The sequence below is a fragment of the Planobispora rosea genome (assembly GCF_014648175.1).
Lineage (GTDB): Bacteria > Actinomycetota > Actinomycetes > Streptosporangiales > Streptosporangiaceae > Planobispora > Planobispora rosea.
The window spans coordinates 319,083-339,845 of the sequence record NZ_BMQP01000002.1 but is presented as its reverse complement, the minus strand read 5'-3'; the positions used below and the strand labels follow the sequence as shown (position 1 = coordinate 339,845).

Annotated in this window: 19 protein-coding genes; 4 read left to right on the top strand and 15 right to left on the bottom strand. The window is 71.2% G+C overall.

The window, feature by feature from the left end; translation table 11 throughout:
- Positions 1 to 3 precede the first annotated feature (3 nt).
- The 8 genes from IEZ08_RS03310 to IEZ08_RS03275 form a co-directional block, all read right to left on the bottom strand.
- The gene (locus tag IEZ08_RS03310) at positions 4 to 1,020 is read right to left on the bottom strand and encodes an MCE family protein (RefSeq protein WP_189241625.1); all 1,017 of its coding nucleotides are present in this window, start codon (positions 1,018 to 1,020) and stop codon (positions 4 to 6) included.
- A 6-nt stretch (positions 1,021 to 1,026) separates the two neighbouring features.
- A complete protein-coding gene (locus IEZ08_RS03305) occupies positions 1,027 to 1,893 on the bottom strand; it encodes an ABC transporter permease (RefSeq protein WP_068922806.1) in 867 nt (288 codons plus the stop codon).
- The gene (locus IEZ08_RS03300) at positions 1,893 to 2,702 is read right to left on the bottom strand and encodes an MlaE family ABC transporter permease (RefSeq protein ID WP_084779959.1); all 810 of its coding nucleotides are present in this window, start codon (positions 2,700 to 2,702) and stop codon (positions 1,893 to 1,895) included. The genes IEZ08_RS03305 and IEZ08_RS03300 overlap by 1 nt, the downstream gene beginning before the upstream one ends.
- A gap of 323 nt (positions 2,703 to 3,025) precedes the next feature.
- Positions 3,026 to 4,294: an ABC transporter substrate-binding protein gene (locus IEZ08_RS03295; RefSeq protein WP_068922807.1), complete on the bottom strand. Its 1,269-nt coding sequence runs from the start codon at positions 4,292 to 4,294 to the stop codon at positions 3,026 to 3,028.
- A gap of 8 nt (positions 4,295 to 4,302) precedes the next feature.
- Entirely contained in the window at positions 4,303 to 5,424 is a 1,122-nt protein-coding gene (locus tag IEZ08_RS03290; protein ID WP_229802884.1) for a branched-chain amino acid ABC transporter permease, read from the bottom strand.
- Positions 5,417 to 6,307: a branched-chain amino acid ABC transporter permease gene (locus IEZ08_RS03285; protein WP_068922809.1), complete on the bottom strand. Its 891-nt coding sequence runs from the start codon at positions 6,305 to 6,307 to the stop codon at positions 5,417 to 5,419. Before IEZ08_RS03285 ends, IEZ08_RS03290 begins: the two co-directional genes overlap by 8 nt.
- Positions 6,304 to 7,158: an ABC transporter ATP-binding protein gene (locus IEZ08_RS03280; RefSeq protein WP_084779960.1), complete on the bottom strand. Its 855-nt coding sequence runs from the start codon at positions 7,156 to 7,158 to the stop codon at positions 6,304 to 6,306. Before IEZ08_RS03280 ends, IEZ08_RS03285 begins: the two co-directional genes overlap by 4 nt.
- A 22-nt stretch (positions 7,159 to 7,180) precedes the next feature.
- On the bottom strand, positions 7,181 to 8,008 hold the full coding sequence (locus tag IEZ08_RS03275) for an ABC transporter ATP-binding protein (protein WP_068922810.1): 828 nt from the start codon (positions 8,006 to 8,008) through the stop codon (positions 7,181 to 7,183).
- Positions 8,009 to 8,191: 183 nt separating this feature from the next.
- Between IEZ08_RS03275 and IEZ08_RS03270 the strand changes: the two genes are divergently transcribed.
- Positions 8,192 to 9,391, top strand: a complete 1,200-nt coding sequence (locus IEZ08_RS03270; RefSeq protein WP_068922811.1) for a PucR family transcriptional regulator — start codon at positions 8,192 to 8,194, stop codon at positions 9,389 to 9,391.
- A gap of 86 nt (positions 9,392 to 9,477) precedes the next feature.
- Positions 9,478 to 9,906 carry a CBS domain-containing protein gene (locus tag IEZ08_RS03265; protein ID WP_068922812.1) on the top strand — a complete coding sequence of 143 codons (429 nt, stop codon included), beginning with the start codon at positions 9,478 to 9,480 and terminating at the stop codon, positions 9,904 to 9,906.
- A gap of 199 nt (positions 9,907 to 10,105) precedes the next feature.
- Here IEZ08_RS03265 and IEZ08_RS40490 read toward each other — a convergent pair whose 3' ends face one another.
- On the bottom strand, positions 10,106 to 13,423 hold the full coding sequence (locus IEZ08_RS40490) for a S8 family serine peptidase (RefSeq protein ID WP_068922813.1): 3,318 nt from the start codon (positions 13,421 to 13,423) through the stop codon (positions 10,106 to 10,108).
- A 416-nt stretch (positions 13,424 to 13,839) separates the two neighbouring features.
- Between IEZ08_RS40490 and IEZ08_RS03255 the strand changes: the two genes are divergently transcribed.
- Positions 13,840 to 14,094, top strand: coding sequence for a Smr/MutS family protein (locus IEZ08_RS03255; RefSeq protein ID WP_068922814.1), 255 nt, complete (start codon positions 13,840 to 13,842; stop codon positions 14,092 to 14,094).
- Positions 14,095 to 14,172: 78 nt separating this feature from the next.
- On the opposite strand, the gene IEZ08_RS03250 is transcribed toward IEZ08_RS03255, so the two are convergent.
- From IEZ08_RS03250 to IEZ08_RS03230, 5 genes are all read right to left on the bottom strand, one after another.
- Positions 14,173 to 14,544 carry a PTS-dependent dihydroxyacetone kinase phosphotransferase subunit DhaM gene (locus tag IEZ08_RS03250; RefSeq protein ID WP_189241624.1) on the bottom strand — a complete coding sequence of 124 codons (372 nt, stop codon included), beginning with the start codon at positions 14,542 to 14,544 and terminating at the stop codon, positions 14,173 to 14,175.
- Positions 14,538 to 15,332, bottom strand: a complete 795-nt coding sequence (gene dhaL / locus IEZ08_RS03245) for a dihydroxyacetone kinase subunit DhaL (RefSeq protein ID WP_189241623.1) — start codon at positions 15,330 to 15,332, stop codon at positions 14,538 to 14,540. The genes IEZ08_RS03250 and dhaL overlap by 7 nt, the downstream gene beginning before the upstream one ends.
- A 1-nt stretch (position 15,333) precedes the next feature.
- Positions 15,334 to 16,326, bottom strand: a complete 993-nt coding sequence (gene dhaK, locus IEZ08_RS03240) for a dihydroxyacetone kinase subunit DhaK (RefSeq protein WP_068922815.1) — start codon at positions 16,324 to 16,326, stop codon at positions 15,334 to 15,336.
- Positions 16,323 to 16,757, bottom strand: a complete 435-nt coding sequence (locus tag IEZ08_RS03235; protein ID WP_068922816.1) for an STAS domain-containing protein — start codon at positions 16,755 to 16,757, stop codon at positions 16,323 to 16,325. Before IEZ08_RS03235 ends, dhaK begins: the two co-directional genes overlap by 4 nt.
- 322 nt (positions 16,758 to 17,079) lie before the next feature.
- Complete coding sequence (locus IEZ08_RS03230; protein WP_068922817.1) at positions 17,080 to 17,490, bottom strand: ATP-binding protein; 411 nt, start codon at positions 17,488 to 17,490, stop codon at positions 17,080 to 17,082.
- A 620-nt stretch (positions 17,491 to 18,110) separates the two neighbouring features.
- Here IEZ08_RS03230 and IEZ08_RS03225 point away from each other — a divergent pair.
- Positions 18,111 to 18,875 carry a GAF and ANTAR domain-containing protein gene (locus IEZ08_RS03225; protein WP_189241622.1) on the top strand — a complete coding sequence of 255 codons (765 nt, stop codon included), beginning with the start codon at positions 18,111 to 18,113 and terminating at the stop codon, positions 18,873 to 18,875.
- A gap of 3 nt (positions 18,876 to 18,878) precedes the next feature.
- Here IEZ08_RS03225 and IEZ08_RS03220 read toward each other — a convergent pair whose 3' ends face one another.
- The gene (locus IEZ08_RS03220; RefSeq protein WP_084779964.1) at positions 18,879 to 20,741 is read right to left on the bottom strand and encodes a CheR family methyltransferase; all 1,863 of its coding nucleotides are present in this window, start codon (positions 20,739 to 20,741) and stop codon (positions 18,879 to 18,881) included.
- Positions 20,742 to 20,763: the final 22 nt, after the last annotated feature.

Sequence of the window (20,763 nt, the reverse complement as noted above, 5' to 3'; positions counted from 1 at the left end):
CCCTCACCTGCCGTTCGCGGAGGCGCAGGCGCCGACGAAGAGCTCACAGACGTCGGTCGCGACGAAGGCCGCCATCTTGAGCTGGTTGGCGTCGCCGGGGCCCTGGCCCGCGATCAGGTCGTTCAGCACGACGAGGATCTGGTTCAGCCCCCGCGTCCCGTCGCCCGCCAGGCCGAGCTGCGCGTAGATCAGGGAGGCCGCGCGCTCCCCGGAGTTCACCGCGGCCTTCAGGTTGCGGCGGTGCTCGCGCAGGCCGTACGCGCTCAGGCTGGACAGCTCGTCGAACTCCCGCAGCAGCGCCCGTATCTTGTCGGCGCGCTCCAGCAGGCCGGGGGTGAGCACGTTGACGTCGGAGGAGATCCCCACGATCTCGTCGCCCTTGTCGGCGAGGCTGCCGCTGAGCGCCGCCGCGTCGCCGATGAACCGCTGGAAGGCGTCGCGGTGGCGGTGCGCGACCTCGACGATCTTCCCGCTGCCGTCGACGATCTCGCGGATCTGCGGGCCCTTGCCGTCCAGGCCGCGGCCCAGGGTGTGCACGATCGTGGTGATGTCCTGCGGATCCACGGCGCCCAGGCCCTCGTAGGCCTCACCGAGGGAGTCCGACAGGTCCACCGGCGCCTGGGTCCTGGTGATGACGGCCCCGTCGCCGAGGTACGGCCCGGCGGCCTCGCCCGCGCCGGGGATCAGGTTGACGAACTTGGGCCCGAACACCGAGGTCGGCTCGATCGAGGCGGTGACGCTCTCGGGCACCCTGACCCCGGGGTCGAGGTACATCGTCACCACGGCCTGGCCCGAGGGGTTCAGGGTCACCGAGCCGACCCCGCCCACCGTGATGCCGCGGATCTTGACGGGGGAGTTCGGGTCCAGCCCCTGCCCGGCGTGGCTGAAGGCGGCCGACAGGCGGGTGCCGCTCTCGCTCGCCGTGTTCCGGATGATGACCAGCAGGGCCGCGACGACGGCGGCGATCACGGCCAGGGAGATCGCCAGCCGGATCGGGAGCGGGGTCTCACCGCGGGCCATCGCCGCTCACCCCGTCAGCTTCACGCCGCTGCCCTCGCCCCAGAACAGGTAGGACAGCAGCAGGTTGAGGATGATCACGGTGACGATCGACTGGCGGATCGCCCGCCCGGCCGCGACGCCCACGCCGACCGGGCCGCCGGTGGCGTTGAACCCGTAGTGGCAGTGGATGCTGATCACGGCGAACGCGAAGACGACCACCTTGATCACGCTGTAGACGATGTCTATCACCGGCAGGCCGAGGTAGAAGTAGTAGTCGTAGACGCCCGGCGCCATGCCGAACAGGACCGTGCACATCAGCCGGGTGGCGAAGAAGCTGGCGAACAGCGCGATCAGGTAGACCGGGATCAGCGCGACCAGCGCGGCCACCACCCGGGTGCAGATCAGGTAGGTGAAGGCGTTGATGCCCATCACCTCCAGCGCGTCGATCTCCTCGGAGATCCGCATCGCGCCCAGCTCCGCGGTGAAGGACGACCCGACCTGGGCGGCCAGTGCCACGGCGGCGATGATCGGGGTGATCTCCCGGACGTTGGCGAAGCTGCCCACCAGGCCGATGAACGACTCCGCTCCGATCGCCTGCAGGCCCTGGTAGCCCTGGAGCCCGACGGTGGCGCCGACGGCGAAGGCCATCGTGAACGCCACGAAGACCATGCCGCCGCCGATGACGGTCGCGCCGACGCCCACCACGACGTCGCTGACCTGGCGGAGCACGACCTTGGTGAACTTGGCCCGCAGGATGATGTCCCGGACCGAGTAGAAGATCACCTTCCACAGGAAGAGTGGCCAGTCGGAGAGCGAGGCCAGCCGTTCGGCCCCGTCGCGGAGCGCGCCGTACGTCCGCTGGCCCACGGTGCGGGCTCCGGGGACCGCGGCCATCACAGCGCCCTCGGCGGGTAGGCCAGGAAGTAGATCATCGTGATCACGTAGTTGACGGCGAACACCAGCACGAAGGTGACGACCGTGGACTGGTTCACCGCGCGCCCCACGCCGACCGGGCTGGTCTGGCAGGTCATGCCGAAGTAGCAGGCCATGATCGCGGCGATGAAGCCGAAGATCCATGCTTTCAGCAGAGTGACCAGCAGGTCGCTGGTGACCAGCAGGGAGAGCGCGCCGTCGAAGTAGGCGCCGGGGGTGACGCCCTGGATGATGACGTTGAAGAAGTATCCGCCGGCCGCCCCCGAGACGATGACCAGCGGGACCAGCAGCACCGCCACCGTGCTCGCCGCCCAGAGGCGGGGGGTGACCAGGCGGTGGATGGGGTTGACCGCCATGACCTCCATGGCCGCCAGCTCGTCGCGGATGTTGCGGGCGCCGATGTCGGAGGTCATCGCCGATCCGCCGGCCCCGGCGATGAGCAGGGCGGAGGCCATCGGGGCGACCTCGCGGACCAGGCCGACGACGACGGCGCCGCCGGTGGCCGAGGACGCGCCGAGCTGCCAGGCCAGCTCGCCCACCTGGAGTGCGACGGTGGCGCCGAGGGGCAGTGAGACGAGGAGCACGGGCAGGCTGGTGACGCGGGCCAGGAACCAGCATTGATGGATGAACTCCCAGAACCAGGTCCTGACATCCCAGGTGCGGCGGAATCCTTCAATGGTGATGACCGACATGTCGCCGATCCGGCCGAGCGCGCCGGTGGTTCTGCGGACGACGTAACCGGTGACCATGTCCCGCCCGCCGTCCGTCATCAGACCGCCGTCCGCTCTGCCATGACCACCTCGGAATCCGCTCCTCCGACCATGGATGAGCCACCTTACTGACGGGTAGTCCAGTAAGTCGATGCTTCCTCGGGAATTTGAGGAAAAGGTATGAGGCCCAGGTCGCAACTTGTCAGGGCAGACACACTCCGGCAGGTGGGAGTGGGAAAGAGGAGGAAAACGCACGGCCCGCGCCCGCGGGAGAGGGAGGCGGGCACGGGCCGTACGGCGAGGAGAGGATCAGCCCCCATGGAGGCCGGCTCGTAGGGATCGGTCCCATGGAGACCGGCTCGTGGGGGTCGGTCCGCGGCGGGTCAGCCCACCGGGACCTGGTACTCCTTGACCAGGTCGGACTCGGAGGCGTCCTTGAAGACGACCGCGCCGCCCAGGGCGTCCTTGTCCGGCTTGGCGACGTAGGAGCGCAGCGACGCGGGCTTGTCGAACACGGTGAAGTCCATGGTCCCGCCGTACTCCTGGCCCCAGGAGCTCTGGCTGCGGTGCGCGGCGACCACTCCGGCCCGGGTCAGGTCCTTGCTCTCGCAGGCCTTCTTGAGGGCGTCGACGACGATTCCCGCGGCGGTGTACCCGGCCGCGACGCCGCTGTCGATGGCCTCGTTGGGGTACTTCGCCTTGTAGTCGTCGGCGAGCTTCTTCAGCGCGGGCAGGTCCGAGCCGATCGGGGCGCCGCCGGTCATGTAGTAGAAGTCCTTGAGCAGGGCGGGGCCCGCCGGGGTGGGCAGCAGCTGCGGGGAGTAGGCCGAGTTGCTGCCGACGAACGGGATGTCCATGCCCCCGGCCAGGGAGACGCCGACGAGGGAGGCGGTCTGCCGGGGGCCGACCGAGACCAGCACGGCCTTGACGCCCGCCTTCTTGAACGCGGCGACCTGCGCGGTCATGTCCTGGTCCGTCGCCTTGATCTTCTGCTCCACGAGCTCCAGGCCGAGCTTCTCGGCGGCGAACTTCGAGCCGTTGAGCGCGCTCTCGCCGTAGTCGCCCTCGAAGTACAGGTGCCCGATCTTGTCCCCGGACTTGATGCCCTTCTCCTTCGCCAGGAAGTCCACACCGTTGATCATGTCGATGTCGTAGGTGGTGGCGGTGACCTGGATGGGCTCGCTGCCCAGCAGGGTGGTGGCCCAGGCCTGCGGGATGGTGAGCATCTTGTCGGCCTCGATGCGCTGCTTGACCGCGTTGACCATGGGCGAGCCCACGACGTGGGCCATCGCCACCACCTTCGGCCCGATCTCGGTGTAGGCGGCGACGGCCTTCTGCACGTCGTAGCCGTGGTCGCGCACGACGGCCTCGAGCTGCCGGCCGCACACGCCGCCGGCCGCGTTGACCTGCTGGAAGTAGAGCTGCTGGGCGTTGGTCAGGCTCTTGCCGAAGGAGGCGTAGGGGCCGGTCAGGTCGGTCATCATGCCGATCGAGATGGTGTCGGCGGTGACGCCGGGACCGGTCTTCACCCCGTCGCCGGAGGCCGCGGCCTCGCCGCCGCCCCCGGTGGCCTTCTCGCTGGCGCACGCGGTGGCGGCCAGGGCCAGCAGGGCCAGTGCCGCGATCCGCCGGGAGGTTCGTGAGGTTGCCATGGTCAGCTTCAGTTCCTTGTCTCGGGGGTGGGGGTGAGGGAGTGCTTCGCCGCGGGCGCGGATGCGATCCGGCGGCCGGTACGGAGGCGTAACTGGGTGACGAGGCCGAGGAGCCCGCCGGGCAGGAAGAGCACGACCACGACGACGGCGAGGCCGTACAGGATCTGGGCGGCCTCGGCGGCCCCGACCCCCTCCTGGCCGGGCTGGACGATCAGCGGCAGGGCGTCGCTGTAGCGGGTGAGCAGCCGCGGCAGCATCGAGACGAAGACCGCGCCGATCACCGCCCCGGCCACCGAGCCGAGCCCGCCGATGATGATCATCGCGAGGTAGGAGAGGGCGAGCAGGAGGCCGAAGTAGTCCGGCACGGTCTGCTGGAAGACCAGGGCGATCAGCACCCCGGCCAGCCCGCCGTACATGGACGACAGGACGAACACGCCCGCGCGGTAGCGGGCCACCGGCACGCCCATCACCCCGGCCGCGATCTCGTGGTCGCGGATGGTGTTCATGGCCCTTCCCGGACGGCCCCGCAGCACCCCGCGGGCGAACAGGCCCGCGCCGAGCAGCAGGACGACTCCGAGGAACCAGAGCCGCTCCAGCGCGCCGAACGGCACCCCGGCGATCACCAGGGGGGCGTCCGGGGTGTCGGCGAAGACGAATCCGAACACCTCCAGGGGCGGCACCGGCCGGCCGTTGTGGCCGCCGGTCACGGGCGTGGCGTTGGACATCACGAAGTGGCCGATGAAGATCAGCGCCAGGGTGGCGATGCCGAGGTAGGCGCCCTTCAGGCGGGCCGCGATGGGGCTGAACAGGCCGCCCGCGGCGCCCGCCAGCAGCACCGCGAGGACGGCCGCCACCGGGGTGGGCAGGCCCAGGCCGTCGAGGGCGGCGTGGCCGCCCTCTGCCGGGACGGAGGCGAAGTAGACGTAGCCGAAGGCGCCGACCGCCAGGAAGAACGCGTGGCCCATGGACAGCTGCCCGGTGGCCCCGGTCAGCAGGTTGAGGCCGATCGCGCCGATCGCCGCGGCCATCGCGAACAGACCGTCCTGCAGCCAGGAGGCGTCCAGGTAGAACGGGATGACGACGGCCGCCGCGGCGAGCGCGACCGACCACAGGAGGGTGCTCTTAGACACGGGCCAGCTCCCTTGTCCCGAACAGCCCCGCGGGGCGGATGAGCAGGACGATGATCATTACGAGGAACGGCGCGACGTCGCCGAGCCCCCGGCCCAGGAAGACCAGCTCCCCCTGGTAGCCGCTGACCAGCGACTCGGTGACCCCGATGATGAGCCCGCCGGCCAGGGCTCCGGTGGTGGAGTCCAGTCCGCCGAGGATCGCGGCGGGGAAGGCCTTCATGGCGGTGGCCGTCACGGTGCGGTCCAGTCCGGGCGTGGGGAAGATGCACATGAACAGCGCGGCGAGCGCGGCCAGCGCCCCGGCGACCGCCCAGGCCCCCATCGAGACCCGGCCGCGCCGCACGCCCATCAGGGCGGCGGTCTCGGCGTCCTCCGCGGTGGCGCGCATCGCCACGCCCCAGTTGGTGTACTTGAACGCGAGCAGGAACGCGGCGATCACGGCGCTCGCGGCGAGCAGGGCGGCGATCCGGGCCAGCGGGATGTTGACCGCTCCCAGGTGCAGCACCTGGCTGCCCCAGGGGTCGCCGAGGGCGAGGACCTCGGTGCCGATCTGCCGGGTCAGCTCCGTGGTCAGCACGATGTCCACGCCGATCGTCACGATCGCCAGGACGCTGTGGTTGACGACGTTCGCCCGGCGGATGACCAGGAACTCGATCAGGGCCCCCAGGACCGCCGCCCCGGCCAGGCCGAGCAGCAGGGCGGGCCAGAAGCCGACGGACTCGTGCGTCTTGGCGATGATGAAGCCGCCGACCAGCAGCAGCGAGGCGTGGGCGAAGTTGACCACCTCGGTCGCCTTGAAGATGACGACGAACCCCAGGGCGATCAGCGCGTACACCGCTCCGATGGAGATCCCGTTCACCAGGAGCTCGATGAAAGTGATCACGTGGAGGCCTCCTCGGTCTCGCTCGTCGCACCCAGGTACGCCCGGATGACCTCGGGGTCGTTCTGCACCAGCTCGGGAGGCCCGTCCGCGATGCGCTTGCCGAAGTCCAGGACCGTCACCGCGTCGGCGAGCCGCATGACCATCCCCATGTCGTGCTCGACCAGCAGGATCGAGATGCCGAGGCTCTCCCGGACGGCGACGATCAACTCGGCCATCTCGCGCCGCTCGCCGCCGTTCATCCCGGCCACCGGCTCGTCGAGCATCAGCAGCCTGGGCTCCATGCACAGGGCCCGGGCCAGCTCGATGCGCTTCTGCACGCCGTACGGGAGCAGCCCGACCGGCGTCGCCAGGTGGCCGGTGAGGCCGACGAAGGCGGCGATCTCCGCCACCCGCTCGCCGTGCCGGGCGGCCTCGCGCCGGGCCGACGGCAGCCGCAGCCCCGCCGACAGGAACCCGGCGCGGGTCAGCCGGTGGCGCCCGAGCATCAGGTTGTCGCGCACCGACAGGTGCGGTGAGAGGGCGATGTTCTGGAAGGTGCGCGCCATGCCCAGGGCGGCGATGCGGTGCGGCGGCAGGGCCGTCAGCTCGGCCGTACCGAACCGCACGCTGCCCGAGGTGGCCCGGTAGACGCCGGACAGGACGTTGAAGCAGGTCGACTTGCCCGCGCCGTTCGGGCCGATGACCGCGTGCACGCTGCCGGGCGCGACGGTGAAGCTGACCGAGTCGAGCGCGGTCAGACCGGCGAAGCGCACGGTGACGTCCCGCACCTCCAGCGCGGGGATCGCCTCGGCCGGGGGGACCGCCGCGGCGGGGACATCCTCCGTACCGTCCGGTTGGTATGTATCACTCATGCCGAACCTCCCCGATGGCTCATCACGCCGACCACCTCGACAGCGCCGGACGCGCCGGGGCGGCACCGGCCAGCGGGGCCTCGTCGCGGTCGTCCCCGATCCCCAGGTAGCGGCGCCGTACCTCGTCGCTCTCGGCCAGTTCGGCCGCGGGACCGGACAGCACGACCTCGCCGACCTCCAGCACGTACGCGTGGGAGGCCAGCGACAGCGCCAGCGCGGCGTTCTGCTCCACCAGCAGCACCGTCGTGCCCTGGGCGTTGATCTCCCGTACGGTGTCGGCGATCCGGGCCGCCATCATCGGGGCCAGGCCGAGGGTGGGCTCGTCGAGCAGGAGCAGCTTCGGCCGGGCCATCAGCGCGCGGCCGATGGCGAGCATCTGCTGCTCACCGCCGGACAGCAGGCCCGCCCGCTGCCGGGCCCGCTCGGCGAGCACCGGGAAGAGCGTGAGCACGCGCTCCCTGGACTCGGAAGCGGACCGGCGGTCCCGCGCCCCGAGGGCCCCGGCCCGCAGGTTCTCCTCCACGGTCATCCGCGCGAAGATCTTGCGGCCCTCGGGGACCTGGACGACGCCGTGCGCGACGACGGCGGAGGTGGCCGCGCCGGACAGCCGCGCCCGGCCGAAGCCGATCTCACCGGCTGTGATCCCGCCCCGGTGGAAGCGGAGCGTGCCGGATATGGCGCGCAGCAGCGTGGACTTGCCCGCGCCGTTGCCGCCGAGCACCGTGACGACGGAACCGCGCGGAACCTCGAGGGAGATCCCGCGCAGGGCCGTCACGGGGCCGTAGCTCACCGCCAGATCCCTGACCGTCAGCCCGGAGTCTCCGGGCGGTCCGGGGTCGTGGACGTTCATGTATGCCTCCTGACAACCGATGAACGCACCCAACCCAGGTGGTCCACGCCAGTCCAGAGGGCCGGGTGAAGTCGGGACTCGTGCCCACGGGGAAGCGGTGCGGGTTGTGCTCCAGCACAACCCGGGGTCACGAAACGAAACAGAACCTTGTTCCGCTCGGTGGGCGCCTGACACCATTGCCAGATGGGGATCCGCACAGCCGACGACGACGAGGTCCGCAGGATCATGCGCCTGGCCGCCGGGAGGCTGCTGCGCCGGCTTCCCGAGCTCACCGACGAGCTCGTGGCCAGGACGCGGGACACCGACGAGGCCTACCGCCGGATGGTGCCCACCGACGACCACTGGCAGAGCGTCTACGAGGCCATGCGGGAGGGCATCGGCGCGATCCTGGTCGCCCCGCCGGAGCGGCGGGACGTGCAGCAGGCGGAGAAGACCGCGCGGCTCCGCGCCGAGCAGGGGCTGCCGATGGACTCGCTGCTGCGCAGCTACCGCATCTCCGCCCACGTGATGTGGGATGGACTGGTCGGCGTCATCTCCGAGGAGGAGCCCGACAGCCTCCCGCTGCTCATCCGCAGTGCCACCAAGGTCTGGCACGCCGTCGACCGGCAGGCCGTCGCCGCCGCCGACGCCTATCGCAAGCGGGAGGCGGAGTTGTTCGGCCGTACCGCTGAGCGCGTCCAGTCGCTGCTGGACGCCCTCCTGGAGGACCGGGCCGACGCCGCCCTGGTCCGCAGCGCCGCCGCCGCGCTGGACCTGCCCGAGCTCGGCCGCTACGCGGTCGTCACGACCCGGCTGCCCGGCCGCGGCGGCCAGACCGGCGAGCAGGCGCGTCCGGCGAGCCTGGGCACGATGCGGCTGCTGTGGCGGATGCGCCCCGACTACGAGGTGGCGGTGGTCCTGCTCCACGAGGACGAGGTGGAGGAGCTGACCGACGCCCTGCGCCCGCACGTCACCGGATCGGCCGGGATCAGCCCGGTGGTCGAGGGCCTGGCCGAGCTGGGCCGCGCCCGCAGGCTCGCCGAGCTGGCGCTGCGGACCTGCGCGGGGGAGGGACCCGAGATCGCCCGCCTGGAGGACCGGCTCCCCGCCGCCCTGGTGGTCAGCCAGCCCGAGCTGGCCGGCCACCTCAGCGCCGCCGTGCTCCGGCCGATCCTGGCCCTGGACCAGGCCGACCGCGAGGTGCTGCTGGGCACGCTGGAGGCGTGGCTGCGCTGCGAGGGCTCGGCGGTGCGCGCCGCCGGGCAGCTCTACTGCCACCGCAACACCGTCTTCAACCGCATCCGCAGGATCGAGCAACTCACCGGGCGCTCCCTGGCCCGCCCGCTGGACATCGTCGAACTCACCCTGGCCCTTGACGCGGTCCGGCTCCTGCCGGTCAACTGAGGTTTGCCGCCGGGGGCGCTTAGGCGGAGTTCCGGCGGGGCAAACTACCGAGTACACCTGAGCTGGGCTGAACCGAGGTGATATCCATGCTTATCGGGACGATCCTGCAGAGCAAGGGACCGCACGTGGCGACCGTCCGTCCCGACGCCACGGTCACCGAGCTCCTGACCGTGCTGGCGGAGCACAACATCGGCGCGGTCGTCGTCTCGGAGGACGGCTCCTCGATCGCGGGCATCGTCTCCGAGCGCGACGTGGTGCGCAGGCTCAACGACCGCGGCGCCGAGGTGCTGGGCTCCCCGGTCTCCTCCATCATGACGACCGAGGTCCACACCTGCCCGCCGACCGCCAACGTCGACGACCTGCGCCAGGCCATGACCAACCGCCGCATCCGGCACGTCCCCGTCGTGGCCGAGGGCCGCATGGTGGGCCTCGTCAGCATCGGCGACGTCGTCAAGAGCTCCATCGAGACCCTGGAGACCGAGAAGGCCTCCCTGGTCGACTACCTGCACCGCTGACCCGTCGGCCACCTGCACCGCTGACCCGTCGGCCACCTGCACCGCTGACCCGTCGGCCACCTGCACCGCTGACCTGCCGGCCATCTGCGCCGTTCTGACCCGGGGCCGTACGCGCGACGGCGCCCCGGGGACCGGGACGGACCCGGCCCCCGGGGCGCCGCTGCGCCACCGTGCGGCGGTCACCGCCGCACGGTGACCGCTACTGCACGGTGATCCGGTCGACCTCGATGGTGAGGCCCTTGACCTGCGGTGTCGACGTGCTCGTCGTCACCGTCCCGGCACCGGGGGAGACGCCCCTGACCTTCATCGTGTAGGTCAGGGTGCCGCCGGGCGCGCCGGGCGTGCTGGTCACCCGCAGGTCCTGGGTGGGCGGGCCGCTGATCTGGGCGCCGGCGGTGCCCTCGTCGTTCTCGGCGCCGACCGTCAGGCCGTACCCGGCCGGCGGCTCGCCGGGCAGGTTGGCGGGGTCGTAGGTGTAGGTGATGTCCTCGGTCCCGTTCAGCCCGATCCACTGCTGGAAGACCTTCAGGTCGGAGGTGCCGAAGACGTTGAGCCGCCATTCGACCACCAGCCAGTCGCTGACGCCGTCGGTCAGGATCGTGGCGAACACGCCGGGGGCGCCGGTGCCGTCCAGGTCGGTCCAGTAGGGGGCGAGCACCCCGTTGGGCCGTGCCGGGTCGGGCAGGGTCTGCGGCGTGACCTCGATGTCGGACGCGTCCGTGGTGCCGCCGGCGACCGTGTAACCGTTGGAGACGACGCCGATCCTGGTGTACGTCTTCCCGGCGAACGTGAACGCGGGAACGGTGAGGTTCAGCGCCTGCTCGTCACCGATCGGCGTCGGGGCGACCCCGAAGTCGTCGAGCGGCAGGTACGGCGCCGGCCCGGTGCCCGGGGCGATGCCCGGCCGGTCCGGCTGCCTGGCCGTCAGGGTGGTCCGCGCGGTGGCGATCTGGGAGCCGACCTGCGTGGCGCCGGTCACGCCGTTCAGCCGGAGCCGGGAGTCGAGCGTGCTGACCGCCGTCACCTCGGCGTCTTGCATGGTGGTGTTGCTCACCGTGACCGTGCAGGTCGACTCGCCGGTGTTGCGGGCGATGGTGGACGGCTCGCAGGTCTGCTCGACCGGGACCTCGCCCTCCTTGCGGAAGAACGCCACCGGCAGGTGCAGGTGCCGGCCGCCGCCGACCTGCCGCAGGTTCACCTGGCCGAAGTACTGCCCGTCGGGCAGCTCCGGAGCGGTGATCACCACGGTGAGCTTGACGCTCTTGCCCGGCTTGACGGTGAACAGCGGCGGGAGCACCGCGATGTTCGCGCCCGCCACGGTGGTACCGGAGGCGGCGTAGGTGAGCGTCCGGTTCGTGACGTTGGTGACCGTCCGCTTGGCCGTGATCAGTCCCGGCATGGTGGGGGCGTTCACCGACGGCAGGTTCAGGTCGATGCGGTTCATCGGGTCGGCGGCCGAGGCGGTGAAGTTCGCCGCGGTCTCGTCGAGGGTCAGGCCCGGGTCGCCCGCCTTGGTCAGGTCGATCCGGCCGCCGCCGGTGTCGAACGGGTCGGCGGGGGTGACGCGGTCCTGCTTGGTGACCGAGGTCTTGGCCGTGGTCTCCAGTGCGGACTTCACCTGGCCGGGCGTCCAGCCGGGGTGCAGCGCGAACAGCAGCGCCGCGGAGCCCGCGACGTGCGGCGCCGACATCGAGGTGCCCGCGATCGCCTGGTACAGGTTGCCCGGAGGCCCGCCGGCCGCGTCCTCCAGGGTCGGGGTGTGCCCGGCCAGGATGTGCAGGCCGGGCGCGGTGACGTCCGGCTTGAGGAAGTCCCCGCCGGGCCCGCGCGAGGAGAAGGTGGTGATCGCGTCACCCTGCCAGGTGGTCTTGGTCCCCTGGGTGAACGAGGCCGTCGCGCCCGGGTTGGCGGACAGGAAGGCGAGCAGGGCGTCGGTCTCCGGCTTGTCGATGTGGACGGTGGGGATCCAGTGGTTGTCGGTCATCACGTCCAGCGGCGTGGTGTTGTAGAGGATCATCCCGGCCGCGCCGCCCTGCCGTACGTTGAAGCTCTTGAGCACCCGGCCGGGCCCGCGCTCACAGGCGACGATCTTCCCGGTGAACAGACCCGGGGGTGCCGGGGTCGTGCACAGCGCGTTCGAGTACGGCGGAGCCGACGCGAGCACCACCGGCAGCGGCGAGGCGACGCCCGCCGTGATGGAGGCGCCCTTCAGCGTGGCCGCGGCGCCGCCGGACCCGGCCAGCGTGATCGTCGACTGGAACGTCCTGGTCTGCGTGGAGGCCGCCACGGTGGTCACCCACGGGCTGACGTGGTTGACCGTGCCCGCGCCGGGACCGGCGTTGCCGGCCGAGGCCGACACCAGCACACCGGCCGCGTAGGCGTCGAGGAAGGCCAGTTCGACCGGGTCGGTGTAGGGCGAGGTGCCGCCGGAGATCGAGAAGTTGATCACCTGCACGCCGTCGAGGATGGCCCGGCCGACCGCCTGGACCGAGTCGGAGTTGAAGCAGCCCTGCAGGCCGCAGACCTTGTAGATCGACACGTGCGCGGCCGGGGCGATGCCGTGGATCGGGCCGCGGCTGATGCCCAGCGGGTTGGCGTCGGGCACCGGGCCGCCGGCCGAGGTGGTCGCGGTGTGCGTGCCGTGGCCGTTGGAGTCGCGGGCGCTGTCGGGATACACCTCGCCGCCGATGACGGCGTTGTAGGTCTCCAGGAACGGCGCTCCGCCGATCAGCTTGTCGTTGCAGGGGAACGGGTCGGCGGCCGGGGTCAGCGGGTTGTCGCCGAAGTCGCAGACGCGGGGGGTCCCGTCCCGGGTCGGCGGCGCGTCGGGAAGGGTTCCCGGGTCGGCGAACTGGGGGTGCTCGGGCCAGGCGCCGGAGTCCAGGATGCCCACGATGACGCCCTTGCCGGAGGAGGCGCTGCCGCCGAGCTTGCCGTAGATGGCGGGAGCCCCGATGAAGGCCGGGCTGGAGTCGGTGAGCATCTGCTCGCGCCGGTCGGCCTGGACGGCGGCCACACCCGGCAGCTTCAGCACCTCGGCGGCCTTGTTGGCCGGGATGCGCAGCGCCATGCCGCCGTAGACGGTGCGCAGCCGCTGCCCGGCACGGGCCCCGGGCACGCGCCGCTCCAGTTCGCCGAGGAAGGTGTTCTCGATCTTCTCGATGTGCTGGCCGTACCTTCTGGCCTCGGCGCTCTTGACGTTGAGGGCCTTTCCGGTCTTGGACGGGCTCGTCGCCGGCAGCCCTTCGAGCCCGCCCCGGTAGGCGGCGAGGGAGTCGTAGTCGAGTTTGACCATCACGTCCACCACCTCGGCGGAGGTGGACTTCAGCAGCTTCTCGTCGCTGCGGGCCAGCTTGCCCGTGGGCGACTTCGCGCCCTGGACGAGCTGGCCGCCGGTGAGCGGGGTGGCCGTCCACTTCTTGGCGGACGGCGTGGGGGTCGGAGGAGCGGGGGTGAGGGTGGCGCTCGCCGGTGGCGGTGCCATCGCCACGACGAGCCCGACGCCCGCGGCGAGCATCGCCACGCGCTTCGTGCTGGCTAACCGGGACTTCCTTGACACGAGACCTCCCTGTGGGGATCCGTCCAGGAAGGCGCGAGGGCTGCCCCGCCGCCCCGGTGGAGGCACGCTGAGGAGGGCCCCGGCCCTCCCCGCGGGGTGACGAAGCGACCGGCCGCCCGGCAGAGAGGCCGATCATGACAGGGACTCTAACTGCGGGTGATTTTTCCGCCTAGCTCAAGAAGTTGACACAAATGCCGGGAGAATTAGTCAAATCACGGGCTATGGCGAACTCGGTTGATGAGCAGGCGGGCGGCCGGAGCCCGACCGCGGGGCCGGGTGCACGTCCGGGCGTCCGCGGCAGGTGAGACGATCAAGGAGGTGCGTCCCGGCGGCGTCCGCGTAGACTGATCGCACATGATGCGCGGGAGGCCTGTTTGAAGCTCAAGCTGGATCTGCACCCGATCTACAACCGGGGCGGAGAGATCGACAAGGCGCTTCGAGGGATCATCGACGAGGCCATCAGGAAACGGGCCACCGAGGTCGAGATCATTCCCGGAAAGGGCTCGGGCCAGCTGAAGAAGAAAGTCCTGCGCTTCCTGGAGCAGAAAGAGATCAAGGCTCTCTATCACCGCATCGACAAGGACGCCAAGAACCACGGTCGCCTGTTCGTGTATTTCCGCTACAAGTAGTGGGATGTGACCGCGATTCCTTTATGGGGGTTTTGTGGTCGGATATTGCCTTCACGGCGGGCCGGACGGGACGGCGGGTCAGAGCTTGCGGAAGTGCCGGGCCTCCTCGGCCGCCGCGAGGACGGCCTCCAGCGAGCCGCCCGCGCTCGCCGTGACGGCGGCGGAGATCGCGCCCTCCACGAACGGGACGTCGGCGACCGCCACCTCCGGCCCCTCGAAGAGGCGGGCGGTCAGCGCCGCGCCGCCCAGGTCGGGGATGAGGACCACCCCGTCGCCCCGGTCCGCTCGCTCGATCGCCGCCGCGACGAGGTCCGGGCTGGTGCCCAGGCCGCCGTCCTCGGTGCCCCCGGCCGCCTCCAGCGGGACCTCCATCCCGCAGACCCCCGCCGCCAGCGCCGCCGCCTCGGCGGCGAGCGGGCCGCTGTGGGAGACCAGGACGATGCCTACCACCGGGCCGCCACGGTGTGCAGCGCCCGGAGGATGAGCGCGGCCGAGGTCGCGCCGGGGTCCTGGTGGCCGACGCTGCGCGGGCCGAGGTAGCTGGCCCGGCCCTTGCGCGCCGGCATCGGGATCGTCGCCTCCGCTCCGGCCCTGGCCGCCTCGGCCGCGGCCGCCAGCGCGGCGGCGAGTCCCCGGCCGTCGGGACCCGCCGCCCCCGCGGGACCGTCCACCGGTGCACCCGGGTGCCCGTCCCGGCCGTCCTCTGGTGCACTCGGGTGCCCGTCCCGGCCGACCGCCGGTGTTCCCGCCTCCGGTGCTCCGTCGGCTCCCGGCCCTTCCCGTACGGCCCCGGCCAGCGCCGCGGTCAGTGCCTCGGCCGCCGGGGCCAGCGCGTCCACCATGGTCTTGTCGCCCTCGGCGGCGGATCCCAGCCTCCGCACCCCCGCCACCCCGGCCGCCAGCGCCGCCGCGAGATCGGCCGGGGACACCTCCGGGGCCTCGCCCAGCGCCTTGCCCGCTTCGCGGAACGCCGTGCCGTACAGCGGCCCGGAGGCCCCGCCGACCTTGCGGATGAGCGTGCTGCCCACCAGGACCAGAACCGCTCCCGGGGTGGCGGGACGTCTGTCGCCCAGGGCCCGCACCGCCTCGGTGAACCCCCGGTCGAGGTTGGTCCCGTGGTCGGCGTCGCCGATCGCGGCGTCGAGCCGGGTGAGCTCGTCCCGCTCGGCGCGGACGGACCGGGCGGCCTCCTCGATCCACGCGCCGAAGAACGCCGAGGTGAGCAGCCGCGCGCCCACCTCAGCGGCCCCAGCGCAGGGCCGGGGTCTCGACGGGGGCGTCCCAGAGCCGGGTGAGCTCGTCGGTCAGCAGGCAGACCGTGACCGAGAAACCCTGCATGTCGAGGCTGGTGACGTAGTCGCCGACGAGGCTGCGCGCCACCCGCGCGCCCCGTTCCGCCAGATGCCCGGCGACCTCGGCGAAGGCGACGTAGAGCTCGATGAGCGGAGTGCCGCCCATGCCGTTCACCATGACCAGGACGTCGCCGGAGAGCGGCAGGTCCTCGTGGATCGCGTCGAGCGCGACACCGGTCAGCTCGCGGGCGTCGCGCATGGGGGCGCGGGCGCGGCCGGGCTCACCGTGGATGCCGATGCCGAGCTCGACCTCGGCCTCGCTCAGCTCGAAGGTGGGCTTGCCCGAGGCCGGGGTGGTGCAGGCGCTCAGCGCGACGCCGAAGGAGCGGCTGCGGGTGTTGACCTCCCGGGCCACCCGCGCCACCTCGGCCAGCGGCGCGCCGGTCTCGGCCAGCGCTCCGGCGATCTTCTCCACGAAGACCGTGGCCCCGGTGCCCCGGCGGCCCGCCGTGTGGAGCGAGTCGCGCACCGCGACGTCGTCGTCCACGAGCACGCTCGTCACCTCCATGCCCTCCTCGGCGCAGAGCTCGGCCGCCAGCTGGAAGTTGAGGACGTCCCCGGTGTAGTTCTTCACGACGTGCAGCACTCCGGCCCCGCCGTGGACGGCGGCGCTGGCCGCGATGACCTGGTCGGGGACCGGGGAGGTGAAGACCTCCCCCGGGCAGGCCGCGTCGAGCATGCCGTACCCGACGAAACCGGCGTGCAGCGGCTCGTGCCCGGAGCCCCCGCCGGAGACCAGCCCGACCTTGCCGGGGCTCGGCCCTCCGGCGCGGACCACGATGCGGTTCTCGGCGTCCACCCGGAGGCCGGGGTGCGCGGCGGCGATCCCGCGCAGCGCGTCCGCGACGACCGAGCCTGCGCCGTTGATGAGCTTTTTCACGATTCCAAACTGTGCCCGCCGGCCGCCGGTGGCAAGCCCGATCGGGCGAAGTCCCCGTCCGCGTCCCCGCGGCCGTACGGTCCGCCTTCGCCCGGCTCCGGGCGGGCGAAGGCGGACCGTACGGCCGCGGCCTCCGCCGACACGGGGAAGGATTCGCTCAGGCCGGTCATCCCGAGGATCGAGCGGACGGGAGGCGAGACGCGGGCCAGCAGCAGGCTCGTGCCCATCTCGACCGCGTGGCGCCGCAGGACGACGAGGGCGCTCAGCCCGCGGGCGTCGATGAAGGTGACCGCGCCGAGATCGAGCACCAGCGTGCCGGGGCGGGTGCCGAGGATGTGCTCCACGCGGGCGCAGAGCTCTGGCCGGGTGGTGATGTCCAGCTCGCCCGCCACCGTGACCAGCGCGTGGCCGTCCGCGTGGCGGGTCGTCATTCGGAGGATGTTCATGGCCGTGTTCCCGCGGGTCGTCGGATCGGATGCGTGCGGGGACGGGCCCGGACCGGGCTCTTGTGTCCCGGAGCAGCGGCCTCGCCTCCGCCTGCGTCGCCGGAGGCCGCGGGGTCTGGACGGCCCAGGGATCGATGTGCGTTAAATGCCACAAATGGTGCGAGTTATTGCGTTCTGTAACCAGGTGGCTCCATGGTGAAGTATAGGAAATCGCTTCCAACTCGGCCACCGATTCGTGAAAGACGTGTCGCGAGAGGAAGTTCGCCGGACCGGCCGGGGCGGCCACCGGGTGAGGGGCGGGCCGCGCTCAGGGGAAGGAAGGGTCACCGTCGAGGCGGAAGGCGATCCGGACCGTCGTCCCCTCGGGGCCGGTGGTGAAGTCGGCGGACTCGCTGAGGCGGCGGATCAGCCACAGGCCCCGGCCGCCGATGGCGTGACCCGGCGGCATGCGGTCTCCGTCGATGGCCGCGCCGGGTATGCCGGGTCCCCGGTCGGTTATCTCGCAGTGCAGCAGTCCGTCGCCGGCCCAGAGCCGGACCAGGCCGCGGCCGCCGGCGTGCTTGAGCGCGTTGGTCATGCTCTCGTAGACGGCCAGGAGGAAGTCCGCGCGCCGTACGCCCTTGAGGCCGTGGCGGGCGGCCTGTTCGGCGATGGCGCATCGTATGGCGCTGGCCTGATTACGGGTGAATTCCCAGGCCGCGACCGGGTGGGCGATCATCCCGTCATGCTCGTCCCGGATGGGGGAGGAGGGGGAAAGGCCGGATGCCCACCCCCGCGGGGCACCCGGCCCCGCGGTCATGCGCGGATGTCGCCGGCCGTGAACCGCTCGGCGGCATGGCCGTCGCGGTCGCCGCGACGGAACACGAGGGGGATCATCCGGATGGGCGCGGGCGGTGCCGCCGCCGGATGGCCGGGCGCGGGGGAGGACGGTCCTTCGGGAGCCGGTGGGCCGGATCGTCTCCGATGGGCGCGGCCCGGGGATCGAACGGTCGGCTTGCTGCTCATGAAGCGCCACTCCTCGCCGGCATCAGACGGGTCTCGTGCCCGGTCATGAGGAGGCGGGGGATCCGATGTTCCTCGCCGCGCCCACGACCGTATCGAGGCCGCGGGGTCTGGACGGCTCGAAGATTGCGATCTTCGCGATCCTGAATGGTGCAAATCGCACTTTATGTCAGAAAAAGCCTTAAGGCTCATTGTAGGTGCCGTCACTGGTATTCGCCAGAGATAACGGCCTGAGACCGGCGATGATTTCTATGCGTGATCAGCTATATCTGGTTCGATAGGGTATGGAGGGCGCAACCTCGATACTCCTGCCACCTCTATCCCCGAGGAGAAGGGATGGGCTCCGCTGAACGGCGGGTGGGTCAGGTCCTTGTGGAGCTGGCCGACACGCTGGTGGACGACTTCGACGTCATCGACTTCCTGGACAACCTCGCCTACCACACCGTGGACCTGCTCGGCGTCGCCGCCTGCGGGGTTCTGCTGGCCGACCCCACCGGCCCGCTGGGCATGGTGGCCGCCTCCGGCGAGCAGGCGAGGGTCCTCGGGTTGTCCCAGCTCAGCCATCAGGAGGGCCCCTGCCTGGAGGCGTACCACAGCCGTGTCCCGGTGAGCTGCCCCGACCTGAACGCCTGCGCCGGCCGCTGGCCGTTCTTCGCCCCCGCCGCCCTGGCGGCCGGGTACTCCGCGGTGTACGCCCTGCCGATGAGCCTGCGCGACCGGTGCGTCGGCGCGATGAACCTGTTCAGCACCACCGTGGGCATGCTCGATGAGGAGGTCGTCGGACTCGGCCGGTCCCTGGCCGACATGGCCGCCATCGGCATCCTGCACCGTCGCGCCGTCCGCCACCACGAGACCGTCACCGAGCAGCTCCAGCTCGCGCTGGACAGCCGCATCCTGATCGAGCAGGCCAAGGGCCTGCTCGCCGGACGGCTGCAGCTGGCCCCCGAGCAGGCTTTCGCCGTGCTGCGTGACTACGCCCGCGGGCACAATCTCAAACTGACCGCCGTCAGCCGTGCCCTCATCCAGGGAGAGATCTCCATTCCCCCGCCGAGGGACGCCACGCTCCGGCGCCGCCTGCAGGGCCGGGAACGGGGCGAATAGCGGTCACTCGTCGGGGAGCAGGTTCATCACCATGATCACGCCGTGCAGCGGCGCGTCCTCGGCCCGCAGACGGGAGAACGAGACGCCGAGCCGGGTGGTCCGCCCCCTCCGGTTCACCGCGTCCACCACCGTTCCCTCCATCCGGCCGTTGCCGGACTCGAGCCCCGCCTCGATGAGCGAACGCAGCCGGGGCAGGACCTTCTCGACGGGCAGGCCGATGTCGAGTGCGGTGAACTGGCGGCCGATGGCCTCCTCGGGGCGCAGTCCCCACAGGTCCTCGGCACCGGGGCTCCAGACGAGCACCCGGAGACCGCCGTCGACCACGATCACGGCGTCGCCGAGGCTGCGCACCACCGAGGAGATGAAGTCGTTGGCCCGGTCGAGCTCGGCGCTGCGGGTGTTCAGCACCTCGTTGATCTGCTGGAGCTCGTCGTTGGCCGACTGCAGCTCCTCGTTCATCGTCTCCAGTTCCTCGTTGGTCGACTGCAGTTCCTCGTTGGTGGTCTCCAGTTCCTCGTTGGTCGACTGCAGTTCCTCGTTGGTGGTCTCCAGTTCCTCGTTCAGCGACTGCAGCTCCTCGTAGGCGTGCTCCAGCTCCCGGTTGGCCTGCTCCAGCTCGTCGCGGAGCCTGCTGTAGCGCGTCACGTCGTGGAAGTTGATGCCGACCCCGAGCAGTTCCCCTCCCTCCGCGGCGACGAGCGGGACCACCGAGATGTCGAAGGAACTGGTCTCCGTGGTGTTGGGGCGGCGCCAGGTGACGTCCTGCAACTCGGTCGCGCGCAGGTCGGCCACCACCTGGTCCATCACCGAGCGGAGCTCGGCCGGGCGGTAGGAGACCTCCAGATCCTGGAACGGGCGTCCGATGTCGCTCGGAGTGAGGTTGAACAGCGCCTCGGCACGCGAGTTGACCATGGCGAGGTTGCCGCTGCGGTCGAGGACGAGCTGGGCGACCGGCCCCGAGGCCAGCGCGGCGCTCTGCAGCGCCGGGTCACCGGCGTACGGATCGACCAGTGTTCCTTCCTCGGGCCAGGGAACGCGGGAACCCGTGACCGGCGGCCCGACCTTCCGGAACAGCCGCATGCGCAGGTCCACCGGCTCGAACTTGTCACCGTGGTTGAGCAGCATCTCGGCCTTGCCCAGGAACAGGTAGCCCGGGTTGCCGAGAGCGAAGTGGAACTTGCGGACGATGTTGAGCTGCGTCTCGGTGTTGAAGTACATCAGCGTGTTGCGGGCCAGCAGCAGGTCCACCCTGGAGATCGGCGCGTCCCGGGTGAGGTCGTTCCGGCCGAAGATGAGCTGCCTGCGCAGGTCGCGGCGGAAGGCGAAGCCGCCCTCCACCGGCTCGAAGTAGGTGCGGCGCGTCGCCTCCGGGACCTCGGCCAGATGACGGTCGGTGTAGACGGCGGTGCGCGCGACCTGGAGCGCCTTCTCGTCCAGGTCGGTGGCGTAGATCTTCACCCGCTCCCGGAACGCGTCCAGGCCGAGCCTGTCGGCCAGCACCATCGCGAGGCTGTAGGCCTCCTCGCCGGTCGCGCAGCCCGCGCTCCACACGCGGATCGCCCTGCCGGGGCCCTTGGCCGACAACAGGGCGGGGACGATCGTCTCGCGGAGGGTCTGCCAGGCCGCCGCGTCGCGGAAGAAGCTGGTCACGTTGATCAGCAGGCTGTCGAAGAGCAGACCGAACTCCTCGGGCTCCAACTCCAGGTAGTCGCGGTACTCCCCGTAGTCGCGGAGCTTCAGCGCCTCCAGCCGGCGGCCGATGCGGCGCGTGAGGGTGGTGCGTTTGTACCCCGTGAAGTCAAAACCCCGGGTCTCCTTCAACATGAGGAGGAGATCGGTGAATTCACGTTCTTCGCCAGGCTTCACACGTCACAGGGTATTCGGGCCG

What these genes read in the sequence shown, in the direction of transcription:
- IEZ08_RS03265 (WP_068922812.1), top strand. Translation starts at nt 9,478, where the DNA reads ATGCTTATCGGGACGATCCTGCAGAGCAAGGGACCGCACGTGGCGACC.
- IEZ08_RS03270 (WP_068922811.1), top strand. Translation starts at nt 8,192, where the DNA reads ATGGGGATCCGCACAGCCGACGACGACGAGGTCCGCAGGATCATGCGC.
- IEZ08_RS03300 (WP_084779959.1), bottom strand. Translation starts at nt 2,702, where the DNA reads ATGACGGACGGCGGGCGGGACATGGTCACCGGTTACGTCGTCCGCAGA.
- IEZ08_RS03295 (WP_068922807.1), bottom strand. Translation starts at nt 4,294, where the DNA reads ATGGCAACCTCACGAACCTCCCGGCGGATCGCGGCACTGGCCCTGCTG.
- IEZ08_RS40490 (WP_068922813.1), bottom strand. Translation starts at nt 13,423, where the DNA reads ATGCTCGCCGCGGGCGTCGGGCTCGTCGTGGCGATGGCACCGCCACCG.
- IEZ08_RS03310 (WP_189241625.1), bottom strand. Translation starts at nt 1,020, where the DNA reads ATGGCCCGCGGTGAGACCCCGCTCCCGATCCGGCTGGCGATCTCCCTG.
- IEZ08_RS03280 (WP_084779960.1), bottom strand. Translation starts at nt 7,158, where the DNA reads ATGAGTGATACATACCAACCGGACGGTACGGAGGATGTCCCCGCCGCG.
- IEZ08_RS03225 (WP_189241622.1), top strand. Translation starts at nt 18,111, where the DNA reads ATGGGCTCCGCTGAACGGCGGGTGGGTCAGGTCCTTGTGGAGCTGGCC.
- IEZ08_RS03230 (WP_068922817.1), bottom strand. Translation starts at nt 17,490, where the DNA reads ATGATCGCCCACCCGGTCGCGGCCTGGGAATTCACCCGTAATCAGGCC.
- IEZ08_RS03235 (WP_068922816.1), bottom strand. Translation starts at nt 16,757, where the DNA reads ATGACGACCCGCCACGCGGACGGCCACGCGCTGGTCACGGTGGCGGGC.
- IEZ08_RS03275 (WP_068922810.1), bottom strand. Translation starts at nt 8,008, where the DNA reads ATGAACGTCCACGACCCCGGACCGCCCGGAGACTCCGGGCTGACGGTC.
- IEZ08_RS03305 (WP_068922806.1), bottom strand. Translation starts at nt 1,893, where the DNA reads ATGGCCGCGGTCCCCGGAGCCCGCACCGTGGGCCAGCGGACGTACGGC.